Genomic DNA, 21,792 nt, shown 5'->3' with positions numbered 1-21,792 from the left:
GATTACCCCCAGCGGTGGCGTTTTGGCATGCCGTGCGTTGACCCGACCGCCGTGCGCGGTGCGGGACCTGGGGAGGGTGACGGTGGGGACGAGAGTGCCGCACGTGGCGGGGTTCGCGCGATGGCCGCATGAGGCGTCGCCGAAGCGGGCGGGCAAGGCGCTGCGCGAGAAGGTGCCGCGCGCGGCGCACCGCGGCGGGCGGCTGGACAGGGCCCGTTCCGACGCTGGTGCCGGCCTCGGGCCCGCCATCGAATCCGGTCGCGGGTCCGCCATCGGATCCGGCCTCGGGTCCGGTCCGGGCGGCGGACCCCGGGCCGCCGCGCTCCAGGCGGTCGACGACTCCAACGCAGGCCGGATACCCGAGCTGATACCGCTGCGCGTCGGCCGGATGGCGGCGAGCCCCTTCGCCTTCCTGCGCGGCTCGGCCGGGCTGATGGCCGCCGACCTCGCCGGGGAGCCGGTGACCGGTATCGGCGCGCAGATCTGCGGTGACGCGCACGCCGCCAACTTCGGGCTCTACGCCGACGCCCGGGGCCGGCTCGTCATGGACGTCAACGACTTCGACGAGACCGTCGTCGGCCCCTGGGAGTGGGACGTCAAGCGGCTGGCGGCCTCGCTGGTGCTGGCCGGGCGGGAGGCGGGCGCGGCCGAGGACGTGTGCCGGGCGGCGGCGTACGACGCGGTCGGCGCGTACCGCCGCACCATGCGGCTGCTCGCGAAACTGCCGGTGCTCGACGCCTGGAACGCCATCGCCGACGAGAAGTTGGTCACCCACGCCGACGCCAAGGACCTGCTCGGCACGATCGAGCAGGTCTCGGCGAAGGCGCGGCGCAACACCAGCGCCAAATTCGCCGCCCGCGCCACCGAGGCGGTGGACGGCGGCGGCCGGCGCTTCACGGACGCGCCGCCCGTGCTGCGCCGGGTCGCCGACCGGGAGGCGGCGGCCGTCGCGGGCGCGCTCGACGGCTATCTGCGCACCGTCGGCGAGGACCGGCTGCCGCTGCTCGCCCGCTACGCCGTGCACGACGTGGCCTTCCGCGTCGTCGGCACCGGCAGCGTCGGCACCCGGTCGTACGTGGTGCTGCTCCTCGACCACCTGGGGGAGCCGCTGGTCCTCCAGATCAAGGAGGCCAGGCCGTCGGCGCTGCTGCCGTACGTGGCCAAGGCCGGTTTTCCGGCCGATCCGGTCGCGCACGAGGGGCGCCGGGTCGTGCTGGGCCAGAAGCGGATGCAGGTGGTCAGCGACATCCTGCTGGGCTGGACGGAGGTGGACGGGCTGCCGTATCAGGTGCGGCAGTTCAGGAACCGCAAGGGCAGCGTCGATCCGGCCGCGCTGGAGCCCGGCCTGCTGGACGACTACGGGCGGATGACCGGCGCGCTGCTGGCCAGGGCGCACGCGCACAGCGCCGACCCGCGGCTGATCGCCGGTTACTGCGGCAAGAGCGAGGCCCTGGACGAGGCGGTCGCGGACTTCGCCGTCGGCTACGCGGACCGTACGGAGGCCGATCACGCGGATCTGCTGGCGGCGATCCGTTCCGGGCGGCTTCCGGCGGAGCTCGGCGTGTAGTCGTGGTCCTACCCGGGCGGCTCCGGTCCGACCGAGGGCGGGGCGGCTTGGGGAGGTTCTGGGTGGGTTTCCGGGGGATCCTGTGAAGACGGCGACACGGTCGTCGATGGCGTGATCCGTCCGTCGGGCCGCCCGGACAACCGTGCGGCCCCGCGAAGATCGGCCGTGCAGGGCCTAGGCTGTCCGGGTGACCAACAGCTCAGGAACCGAGTCCTCCGCCTCCTCCGCCACCTTCGCCGCCGCTTCCGAGCCCGGTTCGCAGGACCGGCTGGCGAAGGCGGTACGCGCGGCTGAGCAGGCACTGATCGAGTTCGAGATCGCGGTGGAGACCTTCCGGGTCGAGGTCGAGAACTTCTCCCGGCTGCACCACCAGCGGCTCGGCCCGATGTACGCGCGGCTCGACGAACTGGACGCGCTGGTCGCCGAGGCCGTCGCCGCGCACAGCGGTGAGCGCGAGGACATCGAGCGGGCCTGGGAGGCCAGGGCGCTGGTCATGCCGATGCCCGGCATCGAGGAGCTGTTCGGCGGGCTGCTCGGCTCCGACGGGGTACGGCCGGCCGACGACCCGAATCCGCCGCGCCGGGTGCGGCCCGGCAAGGAGGCGCAGCGCCTCTACCGCGAACTGGCCCGCAAAGCGCACCCCGACCTCGCCCAGGACGAGAGCGAGAAGGAGCGGCGCAGCGCCTTCATCGCGCGGGTCAACGAGGCGTACGCGTACGCCGACGAGGACGCGCTGCGGGCGCTGGCCGAGGAGTGGGAGGCCGGGCCGGTGCCGGAGGAGGCGCTGCCGACCGAGGCCGAGGTGCTCTACGCGCGGCTGGAGTGGCTGGCCGAGCGCAAGGAGCAGCTCGCGGCGATCGCGGCCGAACTGGACGAGAGCGCGATCGGCCAGATGATGAAGCTGTCCCCGGACGACCCGGACGCGCTGCTCAACGAGATCGCCGAGCAGCTCCTCACCCAGGTCGGCGAGCGCGAGGCACGGCTGGCCGAACTGGTGAAGGAGAGCGGCGGCGAGTAGCCCCCCTCCGCCCGGGGCCGCCCGCCTCCGCCCGCCTCCGCCCGCCTCCGCCCGTGCGAGGGCGGGCAGCTCGTACGGGTCGCGGCTGAGGTAGTTTTCAGATCAGCCGTTGATCCCCGTGCCCAGGAGGCCGCGTCCGATGTTCCACTCCGACCTGCCCGCGGTGGATGCCGCCGCCGTACCGGCCGACGCCATCGTCCTCGACGTGCGGGAGAACGAGGAATGGGCCGCCGGGCACGCCGAGGGCGCTGTGCACATCCCGATGGGCGAGGTCGTCTCACGGATCGGCGAGGTGCCGGAGGGCGGCCGGGTGCACGTGGTGTGCCGGGTCGGCGGCCGGTCCGCCCAGGTCGCGCAGTACCTGATCGCCCAGGGCGTCGACGCGGTGAACGTCAACGGCGGCATGCTCGACTGGGAGGCCGCCGGCCGCCCCGTCGTGGACAGCAGCGGCGAATCCGGCTTCGTCCTCTAGCCCGACTGCCCGACTGCCCGACTGCCCGACTGCCCGACTGCCCGCGCCGGCGGTCAGGCGTCGAAGTCGACCTCGACGACGGACGTCACCGGGTGCGACTGGCAGGCCAGCACATAACCGGCCTCCGTCTCCTCCGGCTCCAGCGCGAAATTGCGGTCCATCCGCACCTCGCCGCTGACCAGCCGCGTCCGGCAGGTCCCGCAGACCCCGCCCTTGCAGGCGTACGGGGCGTCCGAGCGGTTGCGCAGCACCGTGTCCAGCACCGACTCCCCGGCCAGCGACGGCCACTGCCCGCCGCGCCCGTCCAGCGTCGCCCGTACGGTACCGCCGCCGGGTATCGGCTCGGCCGCGGTCGCCGCCGCCGGGACCTCGTCCACATGGAAGATCTCCTGGTGGACCCGGGAGCGGGGGACGCCGAGCGTGCGCAGCGCCTTCTCCGCGGCGCCGACCAGGCCCAGCGGACCGCACAGATACCAGCCGTCCACCGCGTCCACCGGCATCAGCGCCGGGAGCAGGGCGGCCAGCCGCTCCGCGTCCAGCCGGCCCGAGGGCAGCCCGGCCTGCTGCTCCTCCCGGGACAGCGCGGACACCAACTGGAAACGGTCGGGCCACCGGTCCTTGAGGTCCGCCACCTCCTCCAGGAACATCGTGGACGCAGCCGTCCGGTCACTGCGCACCAGGCAGAAACTCGCTCCCGGCTCACGGGCCAGCACGGTCGCCATCTGCGACAGCACGGGGGTGATGCCACTGCCGCCGACCACCGCGGCGTACCGCCCCGGCCGCGGCTCCAGCACGAAGCGGCCCGCGGGCGTCATCACGTCCAGCACATCGCCGGCCGCCAGTTCCTTGAGCGCGTAGGTGGAGAATTCGCCCTGCTCGACCAGCCGCACCCCGACCCGCAACCGCCGCGGCCCGTGGTCGGTCGGCACCGGGTCGCACAGCGAGTACGTACGGCGGATCTCGGCGCCGTCGGCGAACCGGCGGATCGCGATGTGCTGGCCCGGCGCGTAGCGGTACTCGGCGCGCAGTTCCTCGGGGACCTCGAAGGTGACGGTCACCGAATCGTCCGTGAGCGGGCTGACCTCCGTCACCCGGAGCGGATGGAACATTCACAGCTCCTTGAAGTGGTCGAAGGGCTCATGGCAGGAGTCGCAGCGGCGCAGCGCCTTGCACGCCGTGGACGAGAAGCGGCTCAGCATCCGGGTGTCGGTGGAACCGCAGTGCGGGCAGCGCACCCGCAGCTCCACGGCGACCGGCCCGCCGGCCGCCTCGTCCGCGCCGCCGGACAGCGGGCGCGGCGGCGCCACCCCGTGCTCGGCGAGCTTGCGGCGGCCCTCCGCGCTGATCGCGTCCGTCGACCAGGCGGGGGAGAGCACCGTGCGCACCGCGACCTCGGACATGCCGTGCGCCGTCAGCACCTCCCTTATGTCGGTGGCCATGGTGTCCAGCGCGGGGCAGCCGGTGTACGTCGGCGTCAGCTCGACCTCGACCCGGCCGGGCCCGGTCACCCGCAGCCCGCGCAGTATCCCCAGCTCGGCCAGCGAGACCACCGGCAGCTCCGGGTCCGGCACCTCCCCGGCCAGCCGCAGCAGCTCCTCCTCGAGTCCGCTCGCCGTCCCGGCGGCCGACCCCTGCCCGGTCACCATGACGCCCCCGGGTGGGCGCGATGCAGATGCTGCATCTCGGCGAGCATCCGGCCGAACGCCTCCGTGTGCACGCCCTGCCGCCCGGCCCCGGCCGCCCAGGGCGTGCGGTCGGCGCCCTGCGGCACCTCCAGGGTCGCCCGGCCCAGCACCGCCGTGACGCGCTCCAGCCACGGTGCGCGCAACCCGGCGAGGTCGACGTCCAGGCCGTCGAGCGGCTCGAACAGCTCGCCGGTGTAGCGCCACAGGCCGTCCACCGCGTCCTGCATCCGCCGGTGGCTCTCCTCGGTGCCGTCGCCGAGCCGCAGCGTCCAACGCTCGGCGTGGTCGCGGTGGTAGGCGACTTCCTTCACCGCCTTGGCCGCGAGCGGCGCCAGCGCACTGTCGCCGGCCGCGAGCGCGGTGAACAGCAACTCCTGGTGGACCGAGAAGAACAGCTGCCGGGCGATCGTCTCGGCGAAGTCGCCGTTCGGGCGCTCCACGAGCTGCACATTGCGGAATTCGTGCTCCTCGCGGCCGAACGCCAGCTCGTCCTCGTCACCGACCAGCGAGAGCAGGGTGCGGGCCTGCCCGAGCAGGTCGAGCGCGATGTTGGTGAGGGCGACGTCCTCCTCGAGCACCGGGGCGTTGCCCGCCCACTCCCCCAGCCGCTGGGCGAGCACGAGCGCGTCGTCGCCGAGCGCGAGCGCCGCGGGGGCGGCGGCCCGCACCGGACGCGGGGCGGCGACCGACACCGAGCCGGGCGCCGTACCGGATGTCGTGCCGGAGGGCGGGGGAGCCGGCGTGGACTGCGGCTGGGCGGTCACAGGTGTTTCACCCCTTCCGGGATCTCGTAGAAGGTCGGGTGCCGGTAGGGCTTGTCGGCGGCCGACTCGAAGAACGGGTCCTTCTCGTCGGGGGAGGAGGCGGTGACCGCGGACGACGGCACCACCCAGATCGAGACGCCCTCGGCGCGGCGGGTGTAGAGGTCCCGCGCATTGCGCAGGGCCATCTCGGCGTCGGGGGCGTGCAGGCTGCCCGCGTGGCTGTGGCTCAGGCCGCGGCGGCTGCGGACGAAGACCTCCCACAGCGGCCAGTCCCCGCTCGTCTGCCCGGTCATGCCTGTGCCTCCCCGTGCTTGGCCGCGTATGCGGTGGCCGCCTCCCGGACCCAGGCGCCGTTGTCGTGTGCGGCGCGGCGCCGGTTGATCCGCTCCTCATTGCACGGCCCGTTGCCGCGCAGCACTTCCTGGAACTCGCTCCAGTCGATCTCTCCGTAGTCGTGGGCGCCGCGCGACTCGTTCCACCGCAGGTCGGGGTCGGGGAGAGTGAGGCCGAGCACCTCGGCCTGCGGGACGCATATGTCCACGAAGCGCTGCCGCAGCTCGTCGTTGGAGTGCCGCTTGATCTTCCAGGCCATCGACTGGGCGGAGTGCGCGGACTCGTCGTCCGGCGGGCCGAACATCATCAGCGAGGGCCACCACCAGCGGTTCACCGCGTCCTGCGCCATCGCGTGCTGCGCCGCCGTGCCGCGGCTGAGGGCGAGCAGCAGCTCGTACCCCTGCCGCTGGTGGAAGGACTCCTCCTTGCAGATCCGCACCATGGCGCGGGCGTAGGGGCCGTAGGAGCAGCGGCACAGCGGCACCTGGTTGGTGATCGCGGCCCCGTCCACCAGCCAGCCGATGGCGCCGACGTCGGCCCAGGTCAGGGTGGGGTAGTTGAAGATCGAGGAGTAGCGCTGACGGCCGGCGTGCAGCTTGTCGAGCAGTTCGTCGCGGCCGACCCCGAGGGTCTCGGTGGCGCTGTAGAGGTAGAGCCCGTGCCCGGCCTCGTCCTGCACCTTGGCCATCAGGATCGCCTTGCGGCGCAGCGAGGGGGCGCGGGTGATCCAGTTGGCCTCGGGCTGCATCCCGATGATCTCGGAGTGGGCGTGCTGGGCCATCTGACGGACGAGGGTGGCCCGGTAGGCGTCCGGCATCCAGTCGCGCGGCTCGATCCTGGTGTCTTCGGCCACCGCGGCGTCGAACGCGGCCCGGAGGGCGTCCTGCCCCGTTGCCACCGCTTCCCCGGCGGTCGCCGCCGGTGCTGCCGTCGTCGTCATGCGGACCCCTCCTTCGTGTCCTTCGTGCTCCCCTACCGCCCGACCGATCGTTCGGTTGATTCTATCGTCGGGTGCCGCGCCCTGGGGTGTCAAGGCCGCCCCTCCTGCCTGTGGATAACTCGGTAATCTCCCCGCCGGGACGCGCGGTGGGTAGCGTGCTCCCCGGCAGGCGTGCGTGCCCGACTCGCGTGGGATGCCCGGCAGGGCGAGAGCGGAGAGACGATGGAGCCATTCGAGGGGCCGCCGCCCCGTACCGCGGCGCTGTCGACGCCCGGGCGCATCGCCGTCGCGGTGGCGATCGGCACCGTCGCCGTCGGCGCGCTGTTCCACCTCGGCATGGTGTTTCTGCACGTCGCGCCGTCGAACACCCTCAGTAAAGAGCACACTCAGGCGGTCAGCGACTACGTCTATCCGGAGTTCGAGCAGAACTGGAAGCTGTTCGCGCCGGAGCCGCTGCAGCAGAACATCCACGTCCAGGCCCGCGCCGAGGTGCGTGGTACCGACGGGAATCTGTCCACCACCGGCTGGGTCGACCTCACCGGGCAGGACATCGACGCGATGCGCCACAACCCCTTCCCCAGCCACACCCAGCAGAACGAGTTGCGCCGGGCCTGGAGCTTCTACACCGACACCCATGACGACAAGGAGCAGCCCAACTCCGGCGACCGCAGCGACATGAGCCGTACGTATCTCCAGCGGATCGTGCGGGAGCGGTTCGGCCCGCGGCTGAACGGTGGGGACGTCGTCCGCGTCCAGGCCAGGTCCGCGACCACGCCGATCCCCCAGCCGTCCTGGGGCGGCACCCGGCAGCCCGCCCCCGGGACCGTCTACCGCGAACTGCCCTGGTGGCCCGTGAACGCCGCCCCGGCGGCGCAGGAGAACGCCTCATGAGCGCGCACGACTCCCCGGTCCCCTCGCCCTTCGCCGGCCTCGGCCGCGGACTGGACCGCGCCGTCACGCGCGGCATGAACACGGTCACCGGTGGCGCGATCGCCCCTTACCAGAGCGCGATCGTCCGCATCGGCTTCTCGCTGACCTGGCTGCTGTTCCTGCTGCGGGAATTCCCGCACCGCGTCGAGTTGTACGGGCCCGACGCCCCCTGGAGCTGGGACCTCGCCAAGCAGCTGGTCGCCGGGAACCACGCCTTCACCGTGCTGCTGTGGACCGACAGCCGCGCCTGGTTCGAGATCGTCTACGCCTTCGCGATCGTCGCGTCCGTGATGCTGCTGCTGGGCTGGCGGACCCGCACCGCGTCCGTGCTCTTCATGATCGGCGTGCTGTCGCTGCAGAACCGCAGCGTCTTCGAGGGCGACGGCGGCGACAACGTCATCCACCTGATGGCGATCTACCTCGTCTTCACCCGCTGCGGCAAGGTCTGGTCGCTCGACCGGCGGCTCGCCGTGCGCAGGGCCGCCAAGGCCGCAGACGTCGGTGGGGCCGCGGACCTCGGGAAGGCGACGGAAGCCGGGGCCGATCCGGTCGGGATCGCGCTGTGGACGGTGTTCGGGGTCGCGCTGCTCGCGGCGTCGCTGGCGGGAAAGCTGAGCACCGGCTGGGCGCTGCTGTTCTGGGCCTTCTGGCTGATCCAGGCGGTGTGGTGGGCAGTGCGGCGGGTCGCGCCCGGGGAGCCGCACACGGTGCTCGACATCATCGCCGACATCGTCCACAACGGCGCCATGCTCGTGATCGTCGTCGAGGTGTGCCTGATCTACTCCACGGCGGGCTGGTACAAGATCCAGGGCGGCGCCTGGCAGGACGGCACCGCGCTGTACTACCCGCTCCATCTGGACGACTTCTCCCCCTGGCCCGCCCTGTCGCACACCCTGGCGGGCAACGACCTGGCCGTCATGCTGATCACCTACGGCACCGTCATCGTCCAGGTCGCCTTCCCCTTCACCCTGTTCAACCGACGGGTGAAGAACGTGCTGCTGGTCGCGATGATGCTGGAGCACGCCTCCATCGCCCTCGTGCTCGGACTCCCCTTCTTCTCGCTCGCGATGATCGCCGCCGACGCCGTCTTCCTGCCGACGGGCTTCCTGGTGTGGGCAGCCGACCGGCTCCTGCGGCGGCTGCGGCCCGGTGGCGGCCGGCCCGCGGCGGTGGTCCACGAGCAGGGCGCAGCCGGGCCCGAGCAGGACGTACGGCCCGAGCAGGACGTACGGCCCGCGGGACCCGCCGATCCCGCCGTGGGACCGCCGCAGACCGGTGCCGTGACCTGAGCGCGGCCTGGCCCGGACCCCGCCGCCGGCCGCCCCGTACGCTGAGGCCATGACCGAGGACGAGGCCGCGCGGCGGTCCGGCGCCGCCGCCAGCACCGCCGATGCGACCGCCGAGGCCGCCGTCCTCGCCTGGCGGGCCGCCGAGCCGGGCGCGGTGCTGCTCGACGGCTTCCACGCCCTCAAGCACGCCCTGCGCTTCGGCGGCCGGGTGCGGACCGCACTCAGCAGCGACAAGGCGGCCGTGCTGGGGCTCGCGGCGGAACTCGCCCCCGACCTGGCCGGGGAGCTGGCCGAGCGCGTCACGCAGATCCCGGCCGCGACGCTGCGCACCCTGGTCACACGGGTGCATCCCACCGCCGTGGCCGCGCTCGCCGACCGGCGCGACCGGGCGGCCGATCTCGCCGAGCTGGCCCGGCTGCCCCGGCAGGCGCCGGTCGTCGTCCTGGACAGCCCGCGCAATCTCGGCAATGTCGGGGCGGTGATCCGGCTGGCCGCCGGATTCGGTGTCACCGGAGTGGTCACCACCGGTGATCTCGACCCCTGGCACCCCAACGCCCTGCGGTCCGGCGCCGGACTCCACTACGCGACGGCCGTGGAGCGCACGGACCCGGACGCGCTGCCGCCGGGACCGCTGTACGTCCTCGACCCGGAGGGCAAGGACATCCGCTCGGTCGGGCTGCCGGACGACGCGCTGATCGTCTTCGGCTCCGAGCGGCACGGGGTCTCCGCCGGGCTGCGCGCCCGCGCCGCCGAACTGGTGGCGCTGCCCATGCGCCCGCAGGTCTCCAGCTACAACCTCGCCACCAGCGTCGGCATGGCGCTCTACCACTGGGCGGCCACCTCCCGCTCGCCCCGGGTCCCCGGCACCCTCTGAGGACCCGGCCGCGGTGGACGGTCAGGCGGGGCGCCGCACCTCCACCACGCGGAAGCGGCTCGCGACGAACGCCCCGTCGCACAGCGCAGCGTTGGCCGCCGGATTGCCGCCGGAGCCGTGGAAGTCGGAGAAGGCCGCCGTCTGGTTGACGTAGACACCGCCGGTCAGATTCAGCGACAGCTGTGCGCTCTCCTCCCAGCAGACCTCTTCCAGGCCCCGCTCCACCTCGGCGGAGGTGGTGTAGCCGCCGACCGTCATCGCCCCCTTGTCCCGGACCGTACGGCGCAGCAGCTCCAGGGCGTCCGCGGTGGAGTCCATGGCGACGGCGAAGGCGACCGGGCCGAAGCACTCCGACAGATACGCGGCCTCGGCGTCCGGCTTGGCGCCGTCGAGCTTGACCAGCACCGGGGTCCGGACCACCGCGTCGGGGAACTCCGGGTGCGCCACCGCGCGGGAGGCGAGCGCCACCTCGCCGAGGCCCGGGGCCGCCTCCAGGCGGGCCTTGACGTCGGGGTTCACCAGGGCGCCGAGCAGGGCGTTGGCCCGGTTGTCGTCGCCGAGCAGTCCCTCGACCGCGCCCGCGAGATCCGTGACCACCTCGTCGTACGTCTTGCGGCCGGCGTCGGTGTCGATGCCGTCGCGCGGGATCAGCAGATTCTGCGGGGTGGTGCACATCTGCCCGCTGTAGAGCGACAGCGAGAAGGCGAGGTTGGAGAGCATGCCGCGGTAGTCGTCGGTGGAGTCGACCACCACGGTGTTGACCCCGGCCTTCTCGGTGAAGACCTGAGCCTGGCGGGCGTTGGTCTCCAGCCAGTCGCCGAAGGCGGTGGATCCGGTGTAGTCGATGACGCGGACCTCGGGGCGCAGCGCCAGCGTCTTGGCCAGGCCCTCGCCGGGCCGCTCGACGGCCAGGCAGACCAGGTCGGGGGAGAAGCCCGCCTCGGCCAGCACCTCGCGCGCCACCCGTACCGTCATGGCGAGCGGGAGCGCGGCCCGCGGGTGCGGCTTGACCAGCACCGCGTTGCCCGTCGCCAGGGAGGCGAACAGGCCCGGGTAGCCGTTCCAGGTCGGGAAGGTGTTGCAGCCGATCACCAGGCCGATGCCGCGCGGTACCGCGGTGAAGGACTTGCGCAGATTGAGCGGGTCGCGCTTGCCCTGCGGCTTGATCCACTCCGCGGTCTCCGGGGTGCGGACCTGCTCCACGTACGCGTACGCCACCGCTTCGAGGCCGCGGTCCTGGGCGTGCGGGCCGCCGGCCTGGAAGGCCATCGTGAACGCCTGACCCGATGTGTGCATCACCGCGTGCGCGAATTCGTGCGTCCGCGCGTTGATCCGCGCCAGGATCTCCAGGCACACCATCGCGCGCGCCTCGGGCCCCGCGTCCCGCCAGGCGGGCATCCCGGCCCGCATGGCGGGCAGCAGCACGTCCGGGTCCGGGTGTGGATACTCCACACCGAGGTCGAGGCCGTACGGGGAGCGCTCGGTGCCGGTCCAGTCGTCGGTGCCCGGCTGGTCCAGGTCGAAGCGGTGGCCGAGCAGCGCCTCGAAGGCCGCCTTGCCCTCGGCGGCGTCGGCGTACGCCTTGGGGTGTTCGGGGTAGGGCGACCAGTACGCCCGGGTCCTGACGGCATCGAGCGCCTTGTCGAGCGTGTCACGATGGCGTTCGATCAAGGTCGTGGCGGAGACAGCGGCGGACATGGCGGACCAACTCCTCGTCGAGCTGGGCTGAGTGGCTGAGACACCGCTAGATTAACCGAATGTTCGGTCGGGACAAGAGGGACGTCCCGGCCCTGTGGACAACTCGCCGATCACCCGTGAGGAGCCGTGGCAGCGTGACCGCACTCGACCGCAGCAGCACCGTCGCCGTCGTCGGCGCGGGCACGATGGGCCAGGGGATCGCGCAGGTCGCGCTGCTCGCGGGGCACCGCGTGCTGCTCCACGACGCAGTGCCGGGACTGGCCGCGAAGGCCGCCGCGGGCGTCGGCGCGCGGCTCGCCCGGCTGGCCGAGAAGGGCCGCCTGGACGCGGCGGAGCACCGCGCGGCCCTCGACCGTCTCGTGGCCGCCGACGGCATCGCGGACCTGGCTACCGCGGCGCTCGTCGTCGAGGCCGTCGTGGAGGACCTGGAGGTCAAGCGGCGGCTGTTCGCCGAGCTGGAGGAGACGGTCGGGGACGGCTGCCTGCTGGCGACCAACACCTCGTCCCTGTCGGTGACCGCCGTCGCGGGCGCCCTGCGGCTGCCCGGCCGCCTCGTCGGGCTGCACTTCTTCAACCCGGCGCCACTGCTGCCGCTGGTCGAGGTGGTGGCCGGCGCCGCCTCCGATCCGGCGGCCGTCGACACCGCCTACGACACGGCCGCGGCCTGGGGGAAGTCCCCGGTGCGCTGCGCCGACACCCCCGGCTTCATCGTCAACCGGATCGCCCGCCCCTTCTATGCCGAGGCGCTGCGCCTGCACGAGGAGCGGGCCGCGGACCCGGCCACCATCGACGCGGTGCTGCGCGAGAGCGGCGGCTTCGCGATGGGCCCCTTCGCGCTCACCGACCTGATCGGCCAGGACGTGAACGAGGCGGTGACCCGATCGGTGTGGGAGGCGTTCTTCCACGACCCCAAATTCACGCCGTCGCTCGCCCAGCGCCGCCTGGTGGAGTCCGGCCGCCTCGGCCGCAAGACGGGCCGCGGCTGGTTCGTGTACGGCGACGGCGTATCGGGCGGCGCGTCCGGCGGGGCACCCGGTGGCGCGCATGGTGCGGCCGACGCGTCCGTACCGCACACCGCCGAGCCCGCGGACCGGCCGCGGCGCGTGACCGTCGGTGACCTCGGCCCGGCGGAAGCGCTCGGCAATATGCTGCGGAAAACCGGGATCGAGATCGTCGAGGACGCGGGCGTCGACTGCTTCGAGCTGAGTGACGGAACGTCTCTCCGCCTGGCGGACGGCGGCCTGGAGCCGGGCATCCAGTTCGACCTGGCGGCCGATTACACGACGGCGACCAGGATCGCGCTCGCACGCACCCCGGAGGTGCCGGACGCAGCGCTCGCGGAGGCGACCGGGCTTTTCCAGGCGCTCGGCAAGCAGGTCAGCGTCATCCGGCCGGTGCCGGGCATGATCGTGGCGCGGACGGTCGCCATGCTGGTGGATCTGGCCGCCGACGCCGTCGGCCGGGGCGTCGCGTCCGCCGCCGACATCGACACCGCCATGCGGCTCGGGGTGAACTACCCCCTGGGCCCGCTGCAATGGGGCGAGCGGCTCACGATGTCCTGGGTGCGCGACGTATTGGAGTCGCTGCACGCGTACTACCCCAACGGTCGTTACGCGCCTTCGCTGGAAGTGCAGTGGCGCGCGTGGGCCGAGGAAGAATGATCTCCTCATGACCATGTCCAAGCGTGACACCTATACGCCGGATTCGCTGCTCGCCGTCGCCGTACGGGTCTTCAACGAGCGCGGCTACGACGGCACGTCCATGGAGCACCTCTCGCGCGCTGCGGGCATCTCGAAGTCCTCCATCTACCACCATGTGCGCGGCAAGGAAGAGCTGCTGAACAGGGCGGTGGGACGTGCCCTGGACGGCCTTTTCGGCATCCTGGACGAGCCCGGGGCGGTCGACGGGCGCGCGGTGCGCCGGCTGGAGTACGTCACACGGCGTACGACAGAGGTGCTGATGGCGGAACTTCCCTACGTCACCCTGCTGTTGCGGGTGCGCGGCAACACCACGACCGAGCGCTGGGCGATGGAGCGGCGCAGGGAATTCGACCAGCGGGTCGCGGAGCTGCTCAAGGCGGCGGTCGCGGACGGCGATCTGCGGGCCGATGTGGAGGTCCGGCTGGCCACGAGGCTGCTGTTCGGGATGATCAATTCGATCGTGGAGTGGTACCGGCCCGACACCAAGGGCGCGCTCGACCGGGAACAGGTGGCGGACGCCGTGGTGCGGCTGGCGTTCGACGGACTGCGGACACAAGCGGGCGCCTAGCCGCGGTCGTAGCCGGACCCGCGGACGCGTGCGCGGGCGGACGTGCCCGGCCGGGTATGGCCGACGCGCTGGTGAACCGGGGTGGTCCAGACCATTGACCCGTGGGGGCGGGTACCGGCACGATCCAGCCATGTTTTCCGCTGATCGATCTGTCGTGCGATTCGGACCGCCGGTGCGGGCGGTGGCCGCCTCCGCGCTGGCCGTCTCCTTCCTGCTGCTCGCCGGCTGCGGCGGCGGGGGCGGCGGCAAGGACGACAAGGCCGGCAAGGCCGACGCGTCCGCGACACCGACGGCCACGGTGAACGACTTCGGCTGCCTGTCACCCGAACAGGCCAAGAAGGGCTCGATCACTTTCCCGGGCACCGACGGCCAGGATGTCGAGGGCTATCTGGACGGCACGGGCAGCACCGGTCTCGTACTGGCCCACCAGGCGGACGGCGACGTCTGCCAGTGGGTGCCGCACGCCCAGGAGCTGGCCGCCGACGGCTACCGCGTGCTCGCGGTGAACTCGGCCGGCAGCGAGGTGCGGGAACTCACCGCGGCGGCGACCTACCTGCGGTCCAAGGGCGTGACGAAGCTGCTGCTGGTCGGCGCCTCCAAGGGCGGCACCTCTGTGCTGTCCGCCGCCGGCACCATCGCCCCGCCGGTCGACGCGGTCGTCTCGCTGTCGGCGCCCACGACCTACTCCGGCATGGACGCCTCGATGGTCGTGCCGAATCTGGCGATGCCGATCTTCTACATGGCCGCCGAATTCGACAGCCCCTTCCAGGACTCGACGAAGGAGCTGAGCAAGCTGTCGAAGAAGGCCCAGGAGAACGAGCTGACGATCGTCGGCGGCTCCAACCACGGCGTGAGCATGCTGTCCGACCCGGCGAACTACGACAAGGTCAAGACGTTCCTCAAGAAGTACGGGAGCTGATCACGGGACGGGACCGGGCGGTCGCGGGGCCCGTTCCGCCCGGTCGCCGACGACCAGGTCGGTCTCCTCGAAGACCAGCAGCGTGCGGCTGCTGAGCACGTCCTCGATGGCCTGCAGCCGGGTCAGCACCAGCTCGCGCAGGGTCCGGTTGTCGGCGGTGTGGACCAGTAGCAAAACGTCGAAATCACCGCTTACCAGGGCAATATGGGCTACACCCGGAAGGGTGATGAGTTGTTCACGGACCGTCCGCCACGAATTCTGGACGATCTTGAGCGTGATGTACGCGGAAGCGCCCTGGCCCGCCCGCTCGTGATCGACACGGGCGGTGAAACCTCGGATCACCCCGTCCTCGATCAGCCGGTTGATCCGGGAGTACGCGTTCGCCCGTGACACGTGCACGCGCTCGGCCACGGAGCGTATCGAGGCCCTTCCGTCCTCCTGGAGCAGCCGCAGGATCGTGCGGTCGATCGCGTCCAGCGGTCGGACCTCCGGGTCCTGTTCGGCCATCTGTTCTCTCGCCATCCCCCCATGCCTCCTTACCATGGACGTACTGGCTCCATCTCAAGCTGTGCAGAACCGTTTGTCCACAGGCGAAACCACCCTGTAGCCAAAATGCCTCTGGCGACCGAACAATCGGTAGGGAGCGACACCCGCTCACGCCCGATCGCTTTTCGGTCACCGACCACGAGGAGGTGCTCGCGATGACCGTGCTGGACACCCCTGCCTGGCGCCCCCGCACCGACGCCGCGCCGCTGCTGCCCGACCCGGAGCCGTACCGGCTGCTCGGCACCCCCGCCGCTGCGGAACTCGATCCCGCGCTGCTGCGCACGCTCTACGGCCACCTCGTCCGCGGCCGGCGCTACAACCAGCAGGCCACCGCTCTCACCAAGCAGGGCAGGCTCGCCGTCTACCCGGCGAGCACCGGTCAGGAGGCCTGCGAGATCGCCGCCGCTCTCGCGCTGCGGCCGAGGGACTGGCTGTTCCCCAGCTACCGCGACACGCTCGCCGTCGTCGCCCGCGGGGTGGACCCGGTGGAGGCGCTCACGCTGCTGCGCGGCGACTGGCACACCGGCTACGACCCGCACGAGCACCGGGTGGCGCCGCTGAGCACCCCGCTGGCCACCCAGCTCCCGCACGCGGTCGGCCTGGCCAGGGCGGCGCGGCTGACCGGCGACGACGTGGTGGCGCTCGCCATGGTCGGCGACGGCGGGACGAGCGAGGGCGACTTCCATGAGGCGCTGAATTTCGCGGCCGTCTGGCAGGTGCCGGTGGTCTTCCTCGTGCAGAACAACGGCTTCGCCATCTCCGTACCGCTCGACAAGCAGACCGCGGCCCCGACCTTCGCCCACAAGGCGGTCGGCTACGGCATGCCGGGACGTCTGGTCGACGGCAATGACGTGGCGGCAGTCCACCAGGTGCTGGCCGAGGCCGTCGGCCGGGCCAGGGACGGCGGCGGCCCGACCCTCGTCGAGGCCGTCACCTACCGGATGGACGCGCACACCAACGCCGACGACGCCACCCGCTACCGCGAGGACAGCGAGGTCGCCGCCTGGCGCGCGCACGACCCGATCGCGCTGCTGGAACGGGAGTTGACCGGCCGCGGTCTGCTGGACGACGAGGTCCGCGACAGCGTGGCCGACGACGCCGAGACGATGGCCTCGGCGCTGCGCGAGCGGATGCACACCGACGCGACGCTCGACCCGATGGACCTGTTCGCGCACGTCTACGCCGAGCCGACACAGCAACTGCGGCAGCAGGAGGCCCAGTTGCGGGCCGAACTGGAAGCGGAGCGGCAGTCATGACCACCGCCACCCCGGCCGCCGGCCGCACCGCGGCGCCCGCCCGCAAACCCGCCACCATGGCGCAGGCGCTCAACCGGGCGCTGCACGACGCGCTCGCCGCCGACGACTCTGTGCACGTGCTCGGCGAGGACATCGGCACCCTCGGCGGCGTCTTCCGGATCACCGACGGCCTGGCGGCCGAATTCGGCGACAGCCGCTGCACGGACACCCCGCTCGCCGAGGCGGGCATCCTCGGCACCGCGGTCGGCATGGCGATGTACGGGCTGCGGCCCGTGGTCGAGATGCAGTTCGACGCCTTCGCCTACCCGTCGTTCGAGCAACTCGTCAGCCACGTAGCCAAGATGCGCAACCGCACGCGCGGCGCCATGCCGCTGCCGATCACCATCCGCATCCCCTACGGCGGCGGCATCGGCGGCGTCGAGCACCACAGCGACTCCTCCGAGGCGTACTACGCGCACACCCCCGGGCTGCACGTCGTCACGCCCGCCACCGTCGAGGACGCCTACGGGCTGCTGCGCGCGGCCATCGCCTCCGACGACCCGGTGGTCTTCCTGGAGCCGAAGCGGCTCTACTGGTCCAAGTCCGACTGGTCGCCGGAGACACCCGCAAAGGTCGAGCCGATCGGGCGGGCGGTGGTGCGCAGGACCGGCCGCAGCGCGACGCTGATCACCTACGGGCCGTCGCTGCCGGTCTGCCTGGAGGCGGCCGAGGCCGCCAAGGAAGAGGGCTGGGACCTGGGCGTGGTGGACCTGCGCAGCCTGGTGCCCTTCGACGAGGAGACGGTCGCCGCGGCCGTGCGCGGCACCGGACGCGCGGTCGTCGTGCACGAGTCGTCCGGCTTCGGCGGCATGGGCGCCGAGATCGCGGCCCGGATCACCGAACGCTGCTTCCACCACCTGGAGGCGCCGGTGCTGCGGGTCGCAGGATTCGACATCCCGTACCCGCCGCCGATGCTGGAGCGGCACCATCTGCCCGGCGTCGACCGCATCCTCGACGCGGTGGGCCGGCTGCAGTGGGAGGAGGGGTGATGGCCGTCGTCCGCGAATTCACCCTCCCCGACCTGGGAGAAGGGCTCACCGAGGCGGAGATCGTGCGCTGGCTGGTGGAGGTCGGCGAGGTGGTCGCCGTCGACCAGCCGGTGGTCGAGGTGGAGACCGCCAAGGCCGTGGTGGAGGTGCCCTGCCCCTACGGCGGCGTGGTCACCGCCCGCTTCGGGGCGGAGGGTGACACCCTCGACGTCGGCAAGCCGCTGGTCACGGTGGCGGTCGGCTCCGGGGCGGGCTCCGGCCCCGACACCGACCTCGACACCGGCTCTACGACCAACTCTGAGACCAGCTCCACCACCGGCGCTGGCCCCGGCGGGACGGGCGCGGCCGCCGACGAGGGCTCGGGCAATGTGCTGGTCGGCTACGGCACCGGTACTGCCGTGGCGCGCCGCCGCGGCCGGGTGCGCGCGATGGTCTCGGCCGTGGGCACCGCCGAGACCGCACCCGCACCCGTGACCGCGCGGGCCGCGGACGGCACGGGCGCCGTGGCCCTCGCCCCCGGCAACTCCCCGGCGCCCGGGGGCGGAACCCCGGACGTCCAGGACGGACCCGTCGCCGTCATATCGCCCCTGGTACGGCGGTTGGCCAGGGAACACGGCCTGGACTTGCGGGCCTTGGCAGGTACGGGACCCGACGGGCTGATCCTGCGGGCCGACGTCGAGCGCGCGCTGGCGGCGCCGGACACGGCCCCGGCCCCGGAGCCGAGTGCGGGTGCGGCCGCGGCGGTGCAGGGGAGTCCGGTCGAGGGCGGCGAGCGGGTGCCGCTGCGCGGGGTGCGCGGCATGGTCGCGGACAAGCTGGCCCGCAGCCGGCGGGAAATCCCCGACGCCACCTGCTGGGTGGACGCCGACGCCACCGAACTGCTCGCGGCGCGGGCCGCGATGAACGCCGCGGGCGGCGAACGGATATCGGTACTGGCGCTCTTCGCGCGCATCGTGACGGCGGGTCTCGCCCGGTATCCCGAGCTGAACGCCACGGTCGACACCGAGCGGCACGAGATCGTACGGCTGCCGGCCGTGCACCTCGGCTTCGCTGCGCAGACCGAACGCGGCCTGGTCGTGCCCGTCGTGCGGGACGCGCACACCCGGACCACGGCGGCGCTCTCCGCCGAGATCGGCCGCCTCACGGAGGCGGCCAGGACCGGATCGCTGACGCCCGCGGAGCTGACCGGCGGCACCTTCACCCTGAACAACTACGGGGTGTTCGGCGTCGACGGCTCCACGCCGATCATCAACCACCCCGAGGCCGCGATGCTCGGCATCGGCCGGATAGCGCCCAAGCCATGGGTGAAGGACGGCGAACTCGCCGTCCGCCACGTCGTCCAGCTCTCCTTCACCTTCGACCACCGGGTCTGCGACGGCGGCACCGCGGGCGGCTTCCTCCGCTTCGTCGCCGACTGCGTCGAGTCCCCGGCCGTCCTCCTCACGGCGGTCTGACCCGGCTCACCCCGCACGCCCGGCAGACCCGGCACACCCCGGCCCGAAGGGCGGAGTCCGGCTCGCGGCCCGGAGGGGATACTCGCTGGTGTGACGAGTGGGTATGACGCCGTGGTGCTGGCCGGAGGAGCGGGGAAACGGCTGGGCGGAGTGGACAAACCGGGGCTGGCGGTCGGCGGGAGGAGCTTGCTCGACCGGGTGCTGGCGGCCGGCTCCGGGGCCGGGCGAACCGTGGTCGTCGGGCCCCGGCGGGCGACGGCGCGCGACGTGGTGTGGGCACGGGAGGAGCCGCCGGGCGGCGGGCCGTTGCCCGCGCTGGCGGCGGGCGTGGCCGCGCTGGGGCCGGAGCCGCGCGAGTCGGTGCTGGTGCTCGCCGCGGACCTGCCCTTCCTGACCGCGCGGGCGGTGGAAGGGCTGGTGGCGGCGCTGGCAGCGGCCGGTCAGGAGACCGAGGGAGTGCTGCTCACCGACGCCGGGGGACGGGAACAGTCGCTGGCAGCGGCGTACCGGACGGAGCCGCTGCGGCGCGAACTGGCCCTGCTCAGTACGGAGCACGGCGGCCTGACCGGACTGCCGCTGCGGCTGCTCACCCGGGAGTTGGCGCTGCGCACCCGGCCCGATCCGACCGGCGACGCGTCCTTCGACTGCGACACCTGGGAGGACGTGGCGGCGGCGCGGGCGCGGCTGGAGGGGAAGTCCGAGGGGTGAGCCTGTCCCACACCGGGCGCGGGATCAGGGACCATGGGGCCTGTGGTGGACGAATGGATCGCAGCAGCCAAGACCGAACTGGGCATCGAACTGGACGTGGACACCGGCGTCCTGCTCGACCTGGCCCGTGACGCGGCGCACGGTGTCGCCCGTCCGGCCGCGCCGCTGACCACTTTCCTGGTGGGGTACGCGGCAGCGAGCGCCGGCGGCGGACCCGAGGCCGTACGGGAGGCTGCGGCCAAGGCCGCCGCCCTGGCCGCACGCTGGGCCGCCGACGCGGAGTCCGCCGGGCCCGGGCCCGGCGCGGGCGGCGACAGCGACGGCGGCGCGGGGTCCGCGGGCCCAACGGGGGCGACGGGGTCCGCGGGATGAGCGGCCCCCGCCCCGGCCGTACCCCCTCCGGCGCCGGTGCCGGTGCCGGAACCGACGCCGACGACCGCGCCCTTGACGACGCCCTCGCCCTGGCCAACGAGCCGCGCCGGGCCGCGGCAGGCGGCGCCGGGAACGCCGTACGCCCGGACCGCAACGACCCGTTGGCGGTCGCGCTCGGCCTCGGCCGGGAGGACGCCGACGCCCGGCCGCCGCACACGGAACCCCGTACGCGACCCCAGGCAGGCCCGGCCCCGGACGCGGACTCGGCCCCGGACCCGGTACCGAACGCTGACCGCGACCCGGCGGCGGAGCCGTACCGCGCCGATACCACCACAACCCCGCCCGGCCCCTCCGCGCCCGCGCAGCCGGTGCGGCAGCCCGTCCAGCCCCCGCTCCCCCACGCCCACTCCCCCGTCGGGACCGTCCCCTGGGCCGAGGCGCGGCGGATCGCGCGCCGCGTCGGCCGCCGGCTCGGTACGGAGGTGCGCGACCTGGGCGAGGACGCGCTCGGCATGACGCTGGCGGGCCCCCTGACCGCCCTCACCGACCTGCCGTCCTTCGACTCCTCCGCGATGGACGGCTGGGCGGTCGCGGGCCCCGGCCCCTGGCGGCTGCGCGGCCACTCCGTACTGGCCGGACAGCAGCGCCCCGCCGAGCCGTTGCACGGCGGCCACGCCATCGCGATCGCGACCGGCGCCGCCGTGCCGACCGGCACCACCGCGGTGCTGCGCAGCGAACACGGCTGGACGCAGCGCCGTACGGACGGCGAATGGCTGCAGGTGCGTTCGCCGCACCCCGCGCCGACGCCCGGCCAGGAGGTCAGGGCGCGCGGCCAGGAGTGCCGCGGCGGCGACGAACTGCTGCCCGCGGGCACGCTGGTGACGCCCGCCGTGCTGGGCCTGGCCGCCGCGGCGGGCTACGACGAACTGACCGTCACCGTCCGCCCGCGCGTCGATGTCCTCGTGCTGGGCGACGAGTTGCTGGACCACGGCCTGCCCAGGTCGGGCAGGGTACGGGACGCGCTCGGCCCGATGCTGCCGTCGTCGCTGCGCGCCCTCGGCGCCGAAGTGACGTCCGTGCGGCGGCTGGTGGACGACGAGGAGGCGCTGCGCCGGGCGGTGAGCGACAGTACGGCCGACGTGATCGTCACCACCGGAGGCACCGCGGGCGGTCCCGTCGACCACCTCCACCCCGTACTGGCCAGGATCGGGGCGAAGTTGCTGGTCGACGGCGTCGCCGTCCGCCCTGGCCACCCCATGGTGCTCGCCGAACTCCCGTCCGGCACGCACCTGATCGGGCTGCCGGGCAATCCGCTGGCCGCCGTGTCCGGGGTGCTGACGCTCGCCGCGCCGCTGCTGCGCACCCTCGCCGGCCGCCCCGCGCCCGCCCCGTACGCGGCGCCGCTCACCGCCGACGTGACCGGGCACCCGGTGGACACCCGGCTCGTCCCGGTCGTCTTCGACGACGATTCGGCGGCCCGCCCGCTGCGTTTCTCGGGACCCGCCATGCTGCGCGGCCTCGCCGAGGCCGACGGCATGGCCGTCATCCCGCCCGGCGGCGCCCGCGCGGGCGACGACACCGCTGTCCTGGACACCGGGGCGCTCGCCCTGGCCTGGGGGAGCGGGACATGACCGCACCACTCGCCGCCGTGCGCGGCACCACCTCCCACAC

General features: G+C 73.3%; 20 protein-coding genes and 1 pseudogene. 14 read left to right on the top strand and 7 right to left on the bottom strand.

Annotated features, from left to right (window positions below; genetic code table 11):
* Nucleotides 1-37 precede the first annotated feature (37 nt).
* The 3 genes from BM076_RS03950 (at nucleotide 38) to BM076_RS03940 (ending at nucleotide 3,057) form a co-directional block, all read left to right on the top strand.
* Nucleotides 38-1,567: a DUF2252 domain-containing protein gene (locus BM076_RS03950; protein WP_407640614.1), complete on the top strand. Its 1,530-nt coding sequence runs from the start codon at nucleotides 38-40 to the stop codon at nucleotides 1,565-1,567.
* A 187-nt stretch (nucleotides 1,568-1,754) separates the two neighbouring features.
* Complete coding sequence (locus BM076_RS03945) at nucleotides 1,755-2,585, top strand: hypothetical protein (RefSeq protein WP_093711926.1); 831 nt, start codon at nucleotides 1,755-1,757, stop codon at nucleotides 2,583-2,585.
* Between the two features lie 139 nt (nucleotides 2,586-2,724).
* The gene (locus BM076_RS03940; protein WP_093711925.1) at nucleotides 2,725-3,057 is read left to right on the top strand and encodes a rhodanese-like domain-containing protein; all 333 of its coding nucleotides are present in this window, start codon (nucleotides 2,725-2,727) and stop codon (nucleotides 3,055-3,057) included.
* Between the two features lie 53 nt (nucleotides 3,058-3,110).
* Here the strand turns inward: BM076_RS03940 and BM076_RS03935 are convergent, their stop codons facing one another.
* From BM076_RS03935 to paaA, 5 genes are read right to left on the bottom strand one after another with little or no spacing between them, the layout of a single operon-like run.
* On the bottom strand, nucleotides 3,111-4,166 hold the full coding sequence (locus BM076_RS03935; protein WP_093711924.1) for a 2Fe-2S iron-sulfur cluster-binding protein: 1,056 nt from the start codon (nucleotides 4,164-4,166) through the stop codon (nucleotides 3,111-3,113).
* Entirely contained in the window at nucleotides 4,167-4,703 is a 537-nt protein-coding gene (gene paaD / locus BM076_RS03930; protein WP_093711923.1) for a 1,2-phenylacetyl-CoA epoxidase subunit PaaD, read from the bottom strand. It abuts the gene before it with no gap.
* Complete coding sequence (paaC, locus tag BM076_RS03925) at nucleotides 4,697-5,506, bottom strand: 1,2-phenylacetyl-CoA epoxidase subunit PaaC (protein ID WP_177246311.1); 810 nt, start codon at nucleotides 5,504-5,506, stop codon at nucleotides 4,697-4,699. The genes paaD and paaC overlap by 7 nt, the downstream gene beginning before the upstream one ends.
* Nucleotides 5,503-5,799: a 1,2-phenylacetyl-CoA epoxidase subunit PaaB gene (gene paaB, locus BM076_RS03920; protein ID WP_093711922.1), complete on the bottom strand. Its 297-nt coding sequence runs from the start codon at nucleotides 5,797-5,799 to the stop codon at nucleotides 5,503-5,505. The genes paaC and paaB overlap by 4 nt, the downstream gene beginning before the upstream one ends.
* Nucleotides 5,796-6,779 (bottom strand): 1,2-phenylacetyl-CoA epoxidase subunit PaaA, encoded by a 984-nt coding sequence (paaA, locus tag BM076_RS03915; RefSeq protein ID WP_245795703.1) that lies wholly within the window; start codon nucleotides 6,777-6,779, stop codon nucleotides 5,796-5,798. The genes paaB and paaA overlap by 4 nt, the downstream gene beginning before the upstream one ends.
* A gap of 222 nt (nucleotides 6,780-7,001) precedes the next feature.
* Between paaA and BM076_RS03910 the strand changes: the two genes are divergently transcribed.
* The 3 genes from BM076_RS03910 to BM076_RS03900 are packed head-to-tail and all read left to right on the top strand — an operon-like array spanning nucleotide 7,002 to nucleotide 9,872.
* Complete coding sequence (locus BM076_RS03910) at nucleotides 7,002-7,670, top strand: DUF5819 family protein (protein ID WP_093711921.1); 669 nt, start codon at nucleotides 7,002-7,004, stop codon at nucleotides 7,668-7,670.
* The gene (locus BM076_RS03905) at nucleotides 7,667-8,998 is read left to right on the top strand and encodes an HTTM domain-containing protein (RefSeq protein ID WP_407640613.1); all 1,332 of its coding nucleotides are present in this window, start codon (nucleotides 7,667-7,669) and stop codon (nucleotides 8,996-8,998) included. Before BM076_RS03910 ends, BM076_RS03905 begins: the two co-directional genes overlap by 4 nt.
* A 49-nt stretch (nucleotides 8,999-9,047) precedes the next feature.
* Complete coding sequence (locus BM076_RS03900; protein WP_093711920.1) at nucleotides 9,048-9,872, top strand: TrmH family RNA methyltransferase; 825 nt, start codon at nucleotides 9,048-9,050, stop codon at nucleotides 9,870-9,872.
* A 21-nt stretch (nucleotides 9,873-9,893) separates the two neighbouring features.
* On the opposite strand, the gene paaN is transcribed toward BM076_RS03900, so the two are convergent.
* Nucleotides 9,894-11,570: a phenylacetic acid degradation protein PaaN gene (gene paaN / locus BM076_RS03895; protein WP_093711919.1), complete on the bottom strand. Its 1,677-nt coding sequence runs from the start codon at nucleotides 11,568-11,570 to the stop codon at nucleotides 9,894-9,896.
* 134 nt (nucleotides 11,571-11,704) lie between these two features.
* Between paaN and BM076_RS03890 the strand changes: the two genes are divergently transcribed.
* The 3 genes from BM076_RS03890 (at nucleotide 11,705) to BM076_RS03880 (ending at nucleotide 14,757) form a co-directional block, all read left to right on the top strand.
* Nucleotides 11,705-13,231 (top strand): 3-hydroxyacyl-CoA dehydrogenase, encoded by a 1,527-nt coding sequence (locus BM076_RS03890; protein ID WP_093711918.1) that lies wholly within the window; start codon nucleotides 11,705-11,707, stop codon nucleotides 13,229-13,231.
* Between the two features lie 7 nt (nucleotides 13,232-13,238).
* Nucleotides 13,239-13,838, top strand: a complete 600-nt coding sequence (locus BM076_RS03885) for a TetR/AcrR family transcriptional regulator (protein WP_093711917.1) — start codon at nucleotides 13,239-13,241, stop codon at nucleotides 13,836-13,838.
* A 154-nt stretch (nucleotides 13,839-13,992) separates the two neighbouring features.
* Nucleotides 13,993-14,757 carry an alpha/beta hydrolase family protein gene (locus BM076_RS03880; protein WP_093711916.1) on the top strand — a complete coding sequence of 255 codons (765 nt, stop codon included), beginning with the start codon at nucleotides 13,993-13,995 and terminating at the stop codon, nucleotides 14,755-14,757.
* On the opposite strand, the gene BM076_RS03875 is transcribed toward BM076_RS03880, so the two are convergent.
* The gene (locus BM076_RS03875; RefSeq protein WP_093711915.1) at nucleotides 14,758-15,279 is read right to left on the bottom strand and encodes an Lrp/AsnC family transcriptional regulator; all 522 of its coding nucleotides are present in this window, start codon (nucleotides 15,277-15,279) and stop codon (nucleotides 14,758-14,760) included.
* A 179-nt stretch (nucleotides 15,280-15,458) separates the two neighbouring features.
* Between BM076_RS03875 and pdhA the strand changes: the two genes are divergently transcribed.
* From pdhA to BM076_RS03850, 5 genes and pseudogenes are all read left to right on the top strand, one after another.
* Nucleotides 15,459-16,559 carry a pyruvate dehydrogenase (acetyl-transferring) E1 component subunit alpha gene (gene pdhA / locus BM076_RS03870; RefSeq protein WP_093711914.1) on the top strand — a complete coding sequence of 367 codons (1,101 nt, stop codon included), beginning with the start codon at nucleotides 15,459-15,461 and terminating at the stop codon, nucleotides 16,557-16,559.
* Nucleotides 16,556-17,587 carry an alpha-ketoacid dehydrogenase subunit beta gene (locus tag BM076_RS03865; protein WP_093711913.1) on the top strand — a complete coding sequence of 344 codons (1,032 nt, stop codon included), beginning with the start codon at nucleotides 16,556-16,558 and terminating at the stop codon, nucleotides 17,585-17,587. Before pdhA ends, BM076_RS03865 begins: the two co-directional genes overlap by 4 nt.
* Nucleotides 17,587-19,041: a dihydrolipoamide acetyltransferase family protein gene (locus BM076_RS03860; protein WP_093711912.1), complete on the top strand. Its 1,455-nt coding sequence runs from the start codon at nucleotides 17,587-17,589 to the stop codon at nucleotides 19,039-19,041. The genes BM076_RS03865 and BM076_RS03860 overlap by 1 nt, the downstream gene beginning before the upstream one ends.
* Nucleotides 19,042-19,119: 78 nt before the next feature.
* A pseudogene (locus BM076_RS03855) lies at nucleotides 19,120-20,121 on the top strand (NTP transferase domain-containing protein).
* The gene (locus BM076_RS03850) at nucleotides 20,118-21,752 is read left to right on the top strand and encodes a molybdopterin molybdotransferase MoeA (protein ID WP_093711911.1); all 1,635 of its coding nucleotides are present in this window, start codon (nucleotides 20,118-20,120) and stop codon (nucleotides 21,750-21,752) included. The pseudogene BM076_RS03855 and the gene BM076_RS03850 overlap by 4 nt, the downstream one beginning before the upstream one ends.
* The last annotated feature ends 40 nt before the right edge of the window (nucleotides 21,753-21,792 follow it).

Origin of the sequence: Actinacidiphila alni, from assembly GCF_900112845.1 — a bacterium.
Taxonomy (GTDB): domain Bacteria; phylum Actinomycetota; class Actinomycetes; order Streptomycetales; family Streptomycetaceae; genus Actinacidiphila; species Actinacidiphila alni.
This window is presented reverse-complemented; position numbering and strand designations above follow the sequence as displayed.